At 75.6% G+C, this 13,654-nt stretch carries 9 protein-coding genes; 6 read left to right on the forward strand and 3 right to left on the reverse strand.

The genetic code is table 11. The features are described 5' to 3' along the window. Window positions 1-223: 223 nt before the first annotated feature. A complete protein-coding gene (locus ACI797_RS13950; protein ID WP_456859264.1) occupies window positions 224-1,000 on the reverse strand; it encodes an enoyl-CoA hydratase-related protein in 777 nt (258 codons plus the stop codon). A gap of 107 nt (window positions 1,001-1,107) precedes the next feature. Continuing rightward, entirely contained in the window at window positions 1,108-2,073 is a 966-nt protein-coding gene (locus ACI797_RS13955; protein ID WP_456859265.1) for a cyclase family protein, read from the reverse strand. Between the two features lie 123 nt (window positions 2,074-2,196). Here ACI797_RS13955 and efeB point away from each other — a divergent pair, with 123 nt between their 5' ends. The 3 genes from efeB (at window position 2,197) to ACI797_RS13970 (ending at window position 6,833) form a co-directional block, all read left to right on the forward strand. Continuing rightward, entirely contained in the window at window positions 2,197-3,468 is a 1,272-nt protein-coding gene (gene efeB, locus ACI797_RS13960; protein ID WP_456859266.1) for an iron uptake transporter deferrochelatase/peroxidase subunit, read from the forward strand. A 198-nt stretch (window positions 3,469-3,666) separates the two neighbouring features. After that, window positions 3,667-5,280 carry a protein kinase domain-containing protein gene (locus ACI797_RS13965; RefSeq protein ID WP_456859268.1) on the forward strand — a complete coding sequence of 538 codons (1,614 nt, stop codon included), beginning with the start codon at window positions 3,667-3,669 and terminating at the stop codon, window positions 5,278-5,280. 86 nt (window positions 5,281-5,366) lie between these two features. Next, entirely contained in the window at window positions 5,367-6,833 is a 1,467-nt protein-coding gene (locus ACI797_RS13970) for a protein kinase domain-containing protein (protein WP_456859269.1), read from the forward strand. Between the two features lie 5 nt (window positions 6,834-6,838). Here ACI797_RS13970 and ACI797_RS13975 read toward each other — a convergent pair whose 3' ends face one another. Then, window positions 6,839-7,372 carry a hypothetical protein gene (locus ACI797_RS13975; RefSeq protein ID WP_456859270.1) on the reverse strand — a complete coding sequence of 178 codons (534 nt, stop codon included), beginning with the start codon at window positions 7,370-7,372 and terminating at the stop codon, window positions 6,839-6,841. A gap of 160 nt (window positions 7,373-7,532) precedes the next feature. On the opposite strand from ACI797_RS13975, the gene ACI797_RS13980 reads away from it, so the two are divergent. The 3 genes from ACI797_RS13980 (at window position 7,533) to ACI797_RS13990 (ending at window position 13,648) form a co-directional block, all read left to right on the forward strand. Continuing rightward, complete coding sequence (locus ACI797_RS13980) at window positions 7,533-8,816, forward strand: competence/damage-inducible protein A (protein WP_456859271.1); 1,284 nt, start codon at window positions 7,533-7,535, stop codon at window positions 8,814-8,816. 106 nt (window positions 8,817-8,922) lie between these two features. After that, entirely contained in the window at window positions 8,923-11,544 is a 2,622-nt protein-coding gene (locus ACI797_RS13985) for a hypothetical protein (protein ID WP_456859273.1), read from the forward strand. 484 nt (window positions 11,545-12,028) lie between these two features. Next, window positions 12,029-13,648: an acyl-CoA dehydrogenase family protein gene (locus ACI797_RS13990; protein ID WP_456859274.1), complete on the forward strand. Its 1,620-nt coding sequence runs from the start codon at window positions 12,029-12,031 to the stop codon at window positions 13,646-13,648. Window positions 13,649-13,654: the final 6 nt, after the last annotated feature.

Consider the following 13,654-nt stretch of genomic DNA (forward strand, 5'->3'; position numbering starts at 1 on the left):
GCGGTCGGGGCGGTGGGGCGGCCGCGGGACGGGACCGCTGCGCGCTCCTCGCACGGGGCGCAGACGGGTACGGACGGTCCTGGGCCAGGGTCACGAACGCCTCCTCACACTGGGGCGAACCTCTCACCGCCGATCGCGTCGGACGGGGCGGTGGGGCCACGGCGAGGAGCGGTACCGGCGCGTACCCAGCCGGTCGGAACCGGGAGCGGCGGAACCCGTGCGTTCAGTGACCGACGAAACGGGCCGGGCGCTTCTCCAGGAAGGCCTCCACGGCCTCGCGGTGGTCGTCGGTCTGCCCGAGCTCGGTCTGCAGCCGCGCCTCCAGGGCGAGGGTGACCTCCAGGGCCGCGGTCGGCGCCGTGGCCAGCACGGTCTTCACCGCCCGGTACGCGGCGGTGGGGCCGGCGGCCAGCCGGGCGGCGAGCGCCTGGGCCTCGGCGAGCACCCGGTCGGCCTCCACCACGCGGTGCACCAGTCCCCACTCGGCCGCCGTCTCGGCGAGGAAGGGCTCGGGCAGCAGCAGCAGCTCGGTGGCCCGGGAGACGCCGACGCAGTGCACCAGCCGGGCCGCCAGCGCCGAGTCGCTGGACAGGCCGATGCCGGTGAAGGCGGTGGTGAACTTCGCGCCGAGGGCGGCCACCCGGAGGTCGCCGGCGAGGGCGAGGCCCAGCCCGGCGCCGGCGCACGCGCCGTTGATGCCGACGACGACCGGCACCTGCAGCGCGGACAGCGCCAGGACGAGCGGGTTGTACTCGCGCTCCACGACGTCCAGCGAGGTCGCCGCGTTCCCGCGCAGCGACTCGACGTGCTCGGCCAGGTCCTGGCCCACGCAGAAGGCCCGGCCGGTGCCGGTGAGCAGCACCGCCCGCACCGCGGGGTCGCCGGCGACGTCCTGCACCGCGGCGAGCAGGTCGGTGCGCAGCGCGTGCGAGAGGCCCGGCCGCTGGAGGGTGATCGTGGCGACGCCGTCGGCGTCCTCGCGGGTCACGGTGTCGGACATCGTCGTCCTCCCTTGCTCTCGGGGTCAGGCAGAGGAACCTATACGTGCGGATCCGAGCGGGAAACGCACGTATAGGTTCCTCTGCCTGGGACCCCGGGCGGGTCAGGTCACTTGATGGCGAGGGGGTTCACCGGGGAGCCGGTCGCCTCGTGCACCTTCAGCGGTGCGGCGGCGTAGAGGAACGTGTACTGCCCGTCCTCGGCGCAGCTGGCCGACAGCTTCTCCAGGTCGGCGATCTCGGTGAGCGTCACCCCGAGGTTGCGCATCAGCGCGCAGTGCAGGGGCAGCGCCGTGCCGTTGTTCGGGTCGTAGGTGACCTCGTTGGCGATCGTGTCGGTCACCAGGTTCGGGATCTCCATGTCCTGGAACCAGCGCACCAGCTCGGGGCTGTAGACCAGGCCGGGCTCGTTGAAGCCCTCGTAGAAGCCCTCGCCCTGGTCGTAGAACAGCTGCAGGAAGTTGGTGCGGACGACGAGGACGTCGTGCTTCTCGATCTCCACGCCCTGCGCCCGGGCGCACTCCTGCAGGTCCTCGTGGGTGAAGGTCTCGCCCTTGTCGAGGGTGTCCTTCCCGCGGAAGCGGGCCATGTCGAGCAGGATCCCGCGGCCCACCACCCCGCGCTGGGCGATCGGCTCGACGCTGGCCTTCGACATGCCGCCCACGGTGGTGCGGGCGTCGTAGCCGTTCCAGATCTTGCCGCCGTACCAGACGTGGCCGAGCGCGTCGTACTGCGTCGACCCCTGCAGGAAGGCGTCGATCTTGTCGTCGGCGTAGTGCAGGCCGCCCGGGAACTGCGGCGCGCCCTCGCCGTCCCAGGTGGACTCGTCGAGCAGCATCGTCCGGACGGCGGGGGTGCGACCCGGCCACACCGGGTCGCCCTTGGGGTCGCCGATGAGCCGCTGGAGGGTGAAGACCTCGCCCTTCTTCACGTGCCGGACGCCGCGCAGGACCTCCTCGGCCGTGAGGTAGTTCAGGGCGCCGACCTCGTCGTCCTCGCCCCACTTGCCCCAGTTGGTGGGGGCGTCGGCCAGCACGTCGGTCATGTCGGGCACGGAGGTCTGCGGGCTGGTCATGAAGCGTCTCCCAGGGGGTCTCGGCGGTGAGGACCCGGACGGGCGCACGGCCCGGTCCGGTGTGCCCACCGTCACAGGTTGCTGACGGGCACGTCAAACCCGGGATCGCCGACCCTGGAGGGGATGACGGAGCCAGGTGCGGAGCCGGCCCGGCTGTCCCGCCGGAGGCTGCTGGGCTGGTTCGGCGCGGGGACCGCGGGCGCCCTGGCCGCCGGTGCAGCCGGCGGCGCCATCGGGCGGGCCACCGCCGAGGGGACGCCGCCCGCCGAAGGTGCGCCGACGCCCGAGCCGTCGTCGGCCGGCGATGCGGTCCCGTTCCACGGAGCGCGCCAGGCCGGCATCGTCACCCCGGCGCAGGACCGGCTGCACTTCGCCGCCTTCGACGTCGTGACCGACAGCCGCGACCAGCTCGTCGCGGTGCTGCGGGCGTGGACGGCCGCGGCGCGACGGATGACCGCCGGGCGGGACCTCGGGGAGGCGGACACCGGCGAGGCGCACGGCCTGCCGCCGTCCGGCCTCACCCTGACGGTCGGCTTCGGGCCGACGCTGTTCGTCACCGAGGACGGCGTCGACCGGTTCGGCCTGGCCGACCGGCGACCGGCGCCGCTGCAGCCCCTGCCGGTCTTCCCCGGCGACGAGCTCGACCCGGCGATCAGCGGCGGCGACCTGTGCATCCAGGCGTGCGCGAACGACCCGCAGGTGGCGGTGCACGCCGTCCGCAACCTCGTGCGGCTCGGCGCCGGGGTGGTGCGCCCCCGGTGGACCCAGTCGGGATTCGGCCGGACCTCGTCGACGAGTTCCGCGCAGGCGACCCCGCGGAACCTGCTCGGCTTCAAGGACGGGACGGCCAACCTCAAGGCGGAGAACGAGGCCGCGCTGGAGCGGTTCGTGTGGGTGGGCGACGACGACGCAGCCTGGCTGGCGGGCGGCTCCTACCTCGTCACCCGCCGCATCCGGATGCTGCTCGAGGACTGGGACCAGGTCGCCGTCACCGAGCAGGAGGCGGTGATCGGGCGGACGAAGCCGGCCGGGGCGCCGCTGGGCCAGCTGGAGGAGTTCGACCCGACCGACTTCACCGTCGTCCGCGACGGCCGGCCGGCGATCCCGCCGGACTCCCACGTGTTCCTGTCCCACCCGGACCACGCGGGGACGGCGTTGCTGCGCCGGGGCTACAGCTTCGCGGAAGGCACCGACGCCGCCGGCCGCATGGACGCCGGGCTGTTCTTCATCGCCTACCAGCGCGACCCGGCGACCGGGTTCACCCAGGTGCAGCGCAGCCTGGCCGGCGACGCGCTCAACCGGTTCATCCGGCACCGCTCCTCGGCGGTGTTCGCCTGCCCGCCGGGCGTCCGGGACGACGACGACTGGTGGGGTCGGACACTCTTCGCGGGCTGACGGCGCAAAAGCCCAGGTCGCCCGTGCGCGGACCGGTCCGTCTCGGCGCGGGGTGTCCTATCGTCTTCCTGGGGCATGTGTGAGCAGTGCGCCGCCCGGGAATCCAGTGATCCGGGTGGCGCCCGCTGCACGTGCCACGGGGCGGCAGTGTGGCGGCCCGCAGAAGGTCGGGCCGGACAGCGCGAGGAGTGACCCACGGTGGTCGAACCAGGTCGACGGTGCCTGGGTGACCGCTACGAGCTGGAGCAGCTGATCGCGGCCGGCGGCATGGGCCAGGTCTGGCGCGGCTGCGACGTGCTGCTCGGGCGGCCCGTCGCGGTGAAGGTGCTCCGCAGCGAGTACACCGGTGACCCCACCTTCCTGGCGCGGTTCCGCGCCGAGGCGCAGCACGCGGCCTCGCTGTCGCACCCGAACATCGCCGCGGTCTTCGACTACGGCGAGGTCGTGACCGAGGACGGCAGCGAGGAGACGCTCGCCTACCTGGTCATGGAGCTCGTCGAGGGCGAGCCGCTGTCGGCGGTGCTGCGCCGCGAGGCCCCGCTGGACGTGCCGGCCACCCTCTCGGTGCTGCGGCAGACCGCCTTCGCCCTCGCCGACGCGCACCGCGTCGGCATGGTCCACCGTGACGTCAAGCCCGGGAACATCCTGGTCCGGGACGACGGCAGCGTGAAGATCACCGACTTCGGCATCGCCTGGTCGGCCGGCAGCGTGCCGCTGACCCGCACCGGCCAGGTCATCGGCACCGCGCAGTACCTCTCACCGGAGCAGGCCGAGGGGAAGCACGCCACCCCCGCCAGCGATGTCTACGCGCTGGGCCTGGTCGGCTACGAGTGCCTCACCGGACGCCCGGCGTTCGACGGGGACAACCCGGTCACCATCGCCCTCAAGCAGGTCCGGCAGGACCCCGACCCGCTGCCGGAGGAGCTGCCGCCGGGCATCCGCACCCTGATCACCCGCGCCCTCGACAAGGACCCGGCCGCCCGCTTCGCGGACGGCGCGGCGTTCGTCGACGCGGTCGAGGCGGTGATCGCCGGACGCGAGCCCGAGACGATCTCCGTCCCGCGGCCCGCCGCGGCCGTCCCCCCGCACCCGCGGCGCCGCGCGGACGACCCGCCGACGCAGGTGACCGGGGCGAGCGGCCCTCGCACGGACTCGCCGGCCCGGCCGCCGGTGCGCCGGCGCCGATCCCTGGCGCTGGTGCTGCTGGCGCTGGTGCTGCTCGTCGCCGGGGCCGGCGTCGGATTCCTCTACCTGCAGCGGGCCGTCGACGACGGCGGCTCCTCGCCCGCGGCCGCCACGAACAAGCTCGGCACCGAGGACATCGTGCTGACGGCGGCCGACTTCGTGGGGCGGCCGGTCGACGAGGTCGTCGGCGAGCTGAGCGAGCTCGGCCTCGAGATCCAGCTCAAGCCGGTGGTCGACGAGGCCGTGCAGCCGGGGCAGGTCACCGACGTGAGCCCGGCCGGTTCGCGGCTGCGCGAGGGCGACACCGTCGTCGTCACCTACGCCCGCGACCCGGGCGCGCCCGACCCGGGCGCCGACCTGCCCGACACCGGGGTCCGCGGCGAGCAGGCGCCGGCCGACGTCACCGGCGCCGAGGAGCAGATCACCGACGCGCCCGAGCCGACCGCCGCGCCGACGACGACGTCCGCACCGCCCACCACCACCGCCGGCGGGACGACGGCGGGCGACACGGAGACGAGCACCCCGACCTCCGACACCTCCACCTCCACCAGCACGAGCACGTCCACCTCGACGTCGACCTCGACGAGCACCGTCGCCGGCGAGGAGACGGACGTCGACGGGGACTGACCCCGCGGTCACCCCTTCGGGCGCCCCAGGTGTGCGGGGAGGTTCCGCCGGGCAGGGGAGGGGCCGGTCGCGCGAGGGAGGCGTCGGTGGTCGCTCCGGGTGGTCCGCCGCTGGGCGGCCGCTACGAGCTCGGGTCGTTGCTGGCCACGGGCGGCATGGGTCAGGTCTGGCGCGGTCGTGACCTCCTGCTCGGCCGGCCGGTGGCGGTCAAGGTGCTGCGCAGCGAGTACGCCGACGACCCGACCTTCCTCGCCCGGTTCCGCGCCGAGGCCCATCACGCCGCCCTGCTCGTGCACCGCAACATCGCGGCGGTCTTCGACTACGGCGAGGTGCCGGCGTCCGCCGGCAGCGGCGAGCACCTGGCCTACCTGGTCATGGAGCTGGTCGAGGGGGAGTCGCTGTCCGGCCTGCTGGCCCGCGAAGGCCGGCTGCCGGTGGACCGGACCCTGGACGTGCTGCGCCAGGCGGCCGCCGGGCTGGCCGCCGCCCACGCCGCCGGCGTGGTGCACCGTGACGTCAAGCCCGGCAACCTGCTCGTCGGCACCGACGGCGTCGTCCGGGTCGCCGACTTCGGGGTGGCCTGGTCGGCGTCGGACGTGCCGCTCACCCAGACCGGGCAGGTGGTGGGCACCGCCCAGTACCTCTCCCCGGAGCAGGCCGACGGCGGCCGGAGCGGCCCGGCCAGCGACGTCTACGCGCTCGGCATGGTGGCCTACGAGTGCCTGGCCGGCCGGCGGGCCTTCGACGGCGGCACCCCCGTGCAGATCGCCCTCCGGCAGATCCGCGAGGAGCCCGCGCCGCTGCCGGACGACGTCCCCGAGCCGGTGCGGGCGCTGGTCGCGCGGGCGCTGCGCAAGGACCCCGAGGAGCGCCTGCCCGACGGTGCGGCCTTCCGCGACGCCGTGGACGCCGTCCTCGCCGGGCGGCCGCTGCCGGCGCCCCCGCCGACCCGGCCGCTGGACGTGGCCCGGGCGCCGCGCCGGCGGCTGCGGCGGGCGCTGGTGCCGATGGCCGCCCTCGTGGCGGGGGCCGGGCTCGGCGTCGGCGCCCTGGTGATCGCCGCCCCGGCCGCGGTGCCACCGGCCGTGGCGGACACCGCGACCGGCGCCGGGATCGTGCTCCGCTCGACCGACCACGTGGGGCGGCCGCTGGACGAGGTGGAGGACGCGCTCGCCGCCGCCGGGCTGCGGGTGACCACGGTGCCCTCGCCGACGGACACCGTCGCGCCCGGGACGGTGCTGGCCGTCAGCCCGGTCGGCGCGCTCGCCCCCGGCGACCTGGTCACCGTCACCTACGCCGTCGCGCCGCCGACCTCGCCGTCCGCGGCCTCGTCGTCCGCGTCGGCGCCGTCCGCGTCACCGGAGCCCGCCGCGCCGAGCGTCCCGGTCCAGGCGGCCGTGCCGCCGGCGCCCGCCCCGGTGGAGACGGTCGACGGCGGCAGCGCCGGCCCCGGCGGCTCCGGCGGGTCCTCCGGGAACGGCCGGGGTCAGGGCAACGGGAACGGCGGCGGGAACGGCAACGGCGGCGGGAACGGGAACGGCCGAGGGCGCTGACCGCCTCAGGGCCGGTGGGCCGGTGCGAGCCAGAGGGCCACGCCGAGGCAGCCGAGCGCGGCGGTGAGGACGAAACCCCGGTTCGTGGTCGCCTCGGGCAGGACCACCAGCACCCAGAACACGGCGAGCGCGGTCAGCCCCGCGGCGGCGGTCTTCCACGCCCGGTCGTTGCGCAGCTGCCGCGAGCGCACGGCGGCGAGCAGCGAGAGCAGGACGGCGAGGGTGGCGAAGGCGGCCCAGAGCGGAGCGGCCGACCACAGCGGTGCCTCGCCGTCCGGGCGCAGCAGCAGGCCGGCCTGCAGCAGCCCGGCCGAGCCGAGGACCAGCACGCGGACGGCGGCGGTGCCCCTCCTCGGGCGGACCAGCGGCACCGCCGACGTCGGTCGGGGCGGTCGCGGCAGGCCGTCCACCGGTCCGGTCGGGTGCACCTCCGCGGGCGGCGGCGCGGTCGCCGGCGCGCCGTCGTCCCGGACCCGGTTGCGGGTCAGCCGCACGGTGCGGTGGGTCGACGTGCGCGGGGGAGGTGGGGAGAGGGACACGCCGGCCTCCAGGGGGACGGGACGGGCCCGTCCGCCGGGCGCCGCTGCGATTGCGCACGCTAGCTCCGCCACGTCCGTCGTCCCGGGGAACGCCGGAGGGCGGGTCGGGAGCGTCGCTCCTGTCCGCATCCGGACGGTCCCTTCCCGTTAGGGTCGCCGGGTGGGCACGCGCGCCGGCATCGTCGTCACGGGCACTGAGGTGCTGACCGGCCGGGTCGCGGACCGGAACGGGCCCTGGCTGGCCGAGCAGCTGCGCGCGCTCGGCGTCGACGTCGGGCACGTCGTCGTGGTGGGCGACCGGCCGGACGACGTCCGCTCGGCCCTGGAGTTCCTGGTCGGCACCGGCGTGGACCTGCTGATCACCTCCGGTGGGCTGGGCCCGACCGCCGACGACCTCACCGCGCAGGTCGTCGGGGACTTCCAGGGGCGGCCGTCGACCGTCGACCCGGAGCTGGAGCAGCGGATCGGCGCCATCGTCGAGCGGCTCATGGCCCGCCGCGGGTGGCGGGCCGACCCGGAGGCGACGGCGGCCGGGGTGCGCAAGCAGGCGCTGGTGCCCGCGGGCGCCACGGTGCTGGACCCGGTGGGGACGGCACCCGGCCTCGTCGTGCCGCCCGCCGACGGCCGCGACGGACCGCCGGTGCTGGTGCTCCCCGGCCCGCCCGGGGAGCTGCAGGGGATGTGGGCGGCCGCGCTGGCCGCCGCGCCGACGCAGACCGCGCTGGCCGGCCGCACCGAGCTGCGGCAGGAGACGCTGCGGCTGTGGGGGACACTGGAGTCTCAGCTGGCGGCCACACTCCGCGAGCACGACGCCGAGCTGGCCGGCCTGGAGATCACCACCTGCCTTCGCGACGGCGAGCTGGAGATCGTCACCCGCTACGCGCCGGACGCGCAGCAGGCGTACCAGCGGCTCGCCGCGGTGGTCGAGGCGGACTTCGGCGACACGCTGTTCTCCCGCGGCCCCACCCTCGACGACCTCGTCGCCCAGGGCTTCGCCGACCGCGGGCTCACCGTCGCCACGGCCGAGTCGTGCACCGGCGGCCTGCTGACCGCACGCCTCACCGAGCGACCGGGCTCGTCGGCCTGGGTGCTCGGCGGGGTCACCGTGTACGCGAACAGCGCCAAGGAGCAGCTGCTCGACGTGCCCGCCGACGTCCTGGCCGCGCACGGCGCGGTGAGCCCCGAGGTCGCCGCCGCGCTCGCCGAGGGCGCTCGCGCCCGGTTCGGCGCGGACATCGGCGTCGGCATCACCGGCATCGCCGGGCCGGGCGGCGGGACGGCGGACAAGCCCGTCGGCACGGTGCACCTGTGCGCCGTCGGCCCGGACGGACGTCAGGAGCGGTCGCTGCGGCTGCCCGGGTCGCGCTCGGCGGTCCGCGCCCGATCGGTCGTGCTCGCCATGCACCTGCTGCGGGTTCTGCTGGTGGGCGGCCCGCGGGTCTGACCCGTGCCGGCATGTTCCACGTGCAACATGCGTCACACCGCGCCGCGACCAGAAGAACACTCGATCGCAGGTTTTGCGGCCCCAACTCCTGCCTAACGACAGTGGCATGCCCGAGCCCGCGGGGGCCGCGACCGGGGGACGCTTCCCCCACCCGTGGGCTCTGCGCGCGCTCCTCCTCCTGCTCTTCACCGCCGGCGGCCTGTTCGCCCTGGCCGTCCTGAGCGGCCCCGTGCGCGCGGCCGACGAGGTGCCCTCCACTGCGCTCGAGGCGCCGGTCGAGACCGATGAGCCGGTGGAGGCGCCGGTCGCTCCGGTGGCCGACGTCGTGGAGCCGGTTGGCTCGGCGGTCGAGGACGTCGACGCGCCGGTCGTGGCGCCGGTCGAGGACTCGACCGACGCGCCGTCGGAGCCGGTGGCACCGGTCGTCGAGGACGTGACGGCACCCGTCGAGGACGTGACGGCACCGGCCGAGGAGGCGCCGGCGGAGGAGTCGACGGCCCCCGTGGTGCCGGTCGTCGAAGACGTGCTCCCGCCGGTCGAGGACGTCGCCGGGCCGGTCGTGGCGCCGGTCGAGGACTCGACCGGCGCGCCGTCGGAGCCGGTGGCACCGGTCGTCGAGGACGTGACGGCACCCGTCGAGGACGTGACGGCACCGGCCGAGGAGGCGCCGGCGCAGGAGTCGACGGCCCCCGTGGTGCCGGTCGTCGAAGACGTGGTCCCGGCGGTCGAAGACGTGGTCCCCTCGGTCGAGGACGTGCCCGCGGTCGCCGAGGACGTGGTGGCCCCGACCCCGGCACCGGTGACCGAGCCCGCCGCCGAGGTGACCGCCCCCCTGCCCACGGGCACCGACCTGCCCGCTCCTGCCCTCCCGACCCCTGAGCTGCAGGACTCGGTCGCACCGGTGACCGAGGCGCCCGCCCCGGTGGTGGACGAAGTCCTGACGCCGGTGGTCCAGACCCCGTCGCCCGCGGTCGACCAGGTCGTCACGCCGGTGGTCGAGGACGTCGTTCCGTCGTCCGTGGCGCCGGTGGTGGACGAGGTGGCGCCGGTGGCCGAGCAGACCGTGTCGCCCGCGGTGGACGAGGTCGTCACGCCGGTGGTCGAGGACGTCGTTCCGTCGTCCGTGGCGCCGGTGGTGGACGAGGTGGCGCCGGTGGTCGAGGACGTGGTGGCCCCGGTCGTCACGCCGGTGGTCGAGGACGTGCTGTCGCCGGTGGTCGAGGACATCGTCACGCCGGTGGTCGAGGACGTAGCGACGCCGGTGGTCGAGGACGTGGTGGCCCCGGTCGTCACGCCGGTGGTCGAGGACGTGCTGTCGCCGGTGGTCGAGGACATCGTCACGCCGGTGGTCGAGGACATCGTCGCCCCGGTCGTCACCCCGGTGGTCGAGGACGTGGTGGCGCCGGTGGTCGAGGACATCGTCACGCCGGTGGTGGAGGACGTAGCGACGCCGGTGGTGACGCCGGTCGTCGACGTCGTGACCCCGGTGGTCGAGGATGGGGCGACGCCGGTGGTGACGCCGGTCGTCGACGTCGTGACCCCGGTGGTCGAGGATGGGGCGACGCCGGTGGTGACGCCGGTCGTCGAGGTCGTGACCCCGGTGGTCAAGGATGGGGCGACGCCGGTGGTGACGCCGGTCGTCGAGGACGTCGTCTCTCCCGTGGTCACGCCGGTCGTGGACGAGGTGCTCGCGCCGGTCGTGGAGGGCGTCGTCACCCCGGCTGTGGACGTGATCGCCTCGGTGGTCGAGGACGTCGTCACGCCGGTGGTCGAGGATGTGGCGACGCCGGTGGTCGAGGTCGTGACCCCGGTGGTCGAGGACGTCGTCACGCCGGTGGTCGAGGACGTCGTCACGCCGGTGGTCGAGGATGTGGCGACGCCGGTGGTCGAGGTCGTGACCCCGGTGGTCGAGGACGTCGTCACGCCGGTGGTCGAGGACGTCGTCACGCCGGTGGTCCAGGACGTCGCCATCCCGGTCGTGACCCCGGGGGTCGATCAGGTGCTGGCGCCCGCTGTCGAGGACGCAGTGCTGGTCGTGACCCCGATCGTCGAGGACGTGCTCGCGCCCGTCGTCGAGGTCGTCCCGGTGGTCGACAGCGTCGTGACGCCGGTCGCGGACGTCGTCGTGCTCACCCCGGTGGTCGAGGTCCTTACGCCCGTCGCGACGCCGGCGGTCGAGGTCCTCGCGCCCGTCGCGACGCCGGTGGTCGAGGTACTCGCGCCCGTCCTGACGCCGGCGGTCGAGGCCGTCGCGCCGGTGGTGAGCGGGATCCTCGCTCCGGTCGTCACCGGCGCTGTCGCCCCGTTGCCGACCCCCGTCCTCGGCACGCCGGCCTCGATGGCCGAGGCCCTCATCCCGGTCGCCGAGAACGTCAGCGCGTCAGCCGCGAGCCTGGTCTCCCCCGCCGTCCCGACAACCGTGGCGGCCCTCGCCGGCCTGTTCGCCTTCTCGCCGTCCGTGCCCGCCGTCGGGACGTACGGCAGCACCGCCCCGGCCGACGCCGGTCGGGGCGCTCCTGCTCCGCACTCCTCCGGGACGCCGGCCGACGTCCCGACCTCGGCACCGCCGTCCTCTTCCTCGGCGGGTGGCGGCTCGACCGCGCCCGCTTTCTTCGCCGTGATCCCGACGGGGGCGCGGCATCCGGAGCACGTCGGCTCGGTCTCCACCGACCCGGCCGCCGTCCTCCGCACCGGCTCGAATCCCGAGCCGTCCACCTCTCCCGACTGAGGTCCCTCCGGGCCGGTCCCCCCGGGCGTCCGCGTGACGCCGGGGCGGGCCGGCCTTTCCCGATCCGCCGTCCGGACGCCGCTGCGCCCGGGCGGTCCGGGAGGAGGGACCCGTCGCCGTGCTCAGGCTCCGCCGGGTCCGGCGCGGCCCCTCCGACCGGAACCGGCGGTGGCCGCCCGACCCGTCACGGGGCGGGTCGGGAGGCCATCCGCCGGGGCGGCCGCATCGCGTCCGCCCGGGTTTCACGGGGCCGGGCGGGCGCGGGCGGGGCGCCAGCAGGACGAACCGCGTCGTGTCCGCCCGGGTTTCACGGGGCCGGACGGCCACGCGCGGTGCGCCGGCAGAACGCAGGCCGCGTCGTGTCCGCCCGGGTTTCACGGGGCCGGGCGGGCACGAGCGGCCGGTTCCACCGCGACGCCGACCACGGGGGCGCCGCCGTGGCCGATGGTGTCGACGGCGCCTTACCGGCCGGTAGCGTCGGCGCATGAGCACCACCCACGAGGTGACCAACCAGGTCCCGCCGCTGGTCGGGCACGACCCGATCGCCGGGGACGCCGTCCTGGCCGAGGCTTGCGTCCGGCACGCGGGCCGGGACGCCCTCGAGTCCCTGGGCGAGCTCGGCCGGCTGGCCGGCAGCGAGCAGGCGCAGGAGTGGGGCCGGGCGGCGAACGAGAACCCGCCGCGGCTGCGCACGCACGACCGCTACGGCCACCGGATCGACGAGGTCGAGTTCCACCCGGCCTGGCACGAACTCATGCGCACCGCCGTCACGCACGGCCTGGCCGGCGCCCCGTGGGCGAGCGCCGAGCCGCACCCGCACGTCCGCCGCGCCGTCGGCTACCTCGGCTGGACGCAGGTCGAGATGGGCCACGGCTGCCCGGTCACGATGACCTACGCCGTCGTCCCCGCACTGCGTCGCAACCCCCAGCTGGCGGCCCGCTACGAGCCCGGCCTCACCGCGCCCGCGTACGCCTTCGGCCTGACCGACCCCGCCGGCAAGCCCGGCCTCGTCGCCGGCATGGGCATGACCGAGAAGCAGGGTGGCTCGGACGTCCGCGCCAACACCACGCGCGCCGTCCCGAACACCGACGGCACGTACGCCCTCACCGGCCACAAGTGGTTCACCTCGGCGCCGATGAGCGACCTGTTCCTGGTGCTGGCCCAGCTCGAGGAGGGCGTCTCCTGCTTCCTCGTGCCGCGCGTGCTGCCCGACGGCAGTCGCAACGTGTTCCGGTTGCAGCGGCTCAAGGACAAGCTCGGCGACCGGGCCAACGCCTCCAGCGAGGTGGAGTTCGACGGGACGACGGGCTGGCTGGTGGGGGAGCCGGGCCGCGGCGTCCCCACGATCATCGAGATGGTCAACGTGACCCGCCTTGACTGCGTGCTCGGCTCGGCGGCCACCGTCCGTGCGGCGCTGACCCAGGCCGTCCACCACGCCGACCACCGCCGCGCCTTCGGCGCGCTGCTGGTCGACCAGCCGCTGATGCAGAACGTCCTCGCCGACCTGGCGGTCGAGAGCGAGGCGGCCACGGTCCTGGCGGTCCGGCTGGCGGCCGCGCTCGACGCGGGGGAGGCCGACTTCCTCCGGCTGGCCGGCGCCGCGGCGAAGTTCTGGGTGTGCAAGCGGACGGCGGCCACCGTCGCCGAGGCGCTGGAGGTGCTCGGCGGCAACGGCTACGTCGAGGACTCCGGGTTGCCCCGGCTCTACCGGCAGGCCCCGCTGAACTCGATCTGGGAGGGCTCCGGCAACGTCATCGCCCTCGACGTGCTGCGTGCGCTCGGCCGGCACTCCGACTCGCTGGCCGCGGTGACCGCCGAGATCGACCTCGCCCGCGGGGCCGACGCCCGCTTCGACGAGGCGGTGAAGCGGTTGGCCACCGAGCTCGGCGACCCCGAGCAGCTGCCCCTGCGCGCCCGCCGCGTGGCGGGCCTGCTGGCCCTGTGCCTGCAGGGCTCGCTGCTCCTGCGCTACGCCCCTCCCGCCGTCGCCGACGCGTTCTGCGCCACACGCCTGGGCGGCGACTGGGGCGCTGTGCTGGGCACTCTCCCGGCGGGGACGGCGACCCGCAAGATCGTCGATCGCGCGCGAGTCACAACGGTGTGACTCACC

Source organism: Geodermatophilus sp. SYSU D00691 (assembly GCF_054050275.1).

Bases quoted from the DNA above. Each gene is read 5' to 3' on its own strand.
- ACI797_RS13955 (WP_456859265.1), bottom strand. From the start codon at position 2,073: ATGACCAGCCCGCAGACCTCCGTGCCCGACATGACCGACGTGCTGGCC.
- ACI797_RS13950 (WP_456859264.1), bottom strand. From the start codon at position 1,000: ATGTCCGACACCGTGACCCGCGAGGACGCCGACGGCGTCGCCACGATC.
- ACI797_RS13990 (WP_456859274.1), top strand. From the start codon at position 12,029: ATGAGCACCACCCACGAGGTGACCAACCAGGTCCCGCCGCTGGTCGGG.
- ACI797_RS13985 (WP_456859273.1), top strand. From the start codon at position 8,923: ATGCCCGAGCCCGCGGGGGCCGCGACCGGGGGACGCTTCCCCCACCCG.
- efeB (WP_456859266.1), top strand. From the start codon at position 2,197: ATGACGGAGCCAGGTGCGGAGCCGGCCCGGCTGTCCCGCCGGAGGCTG.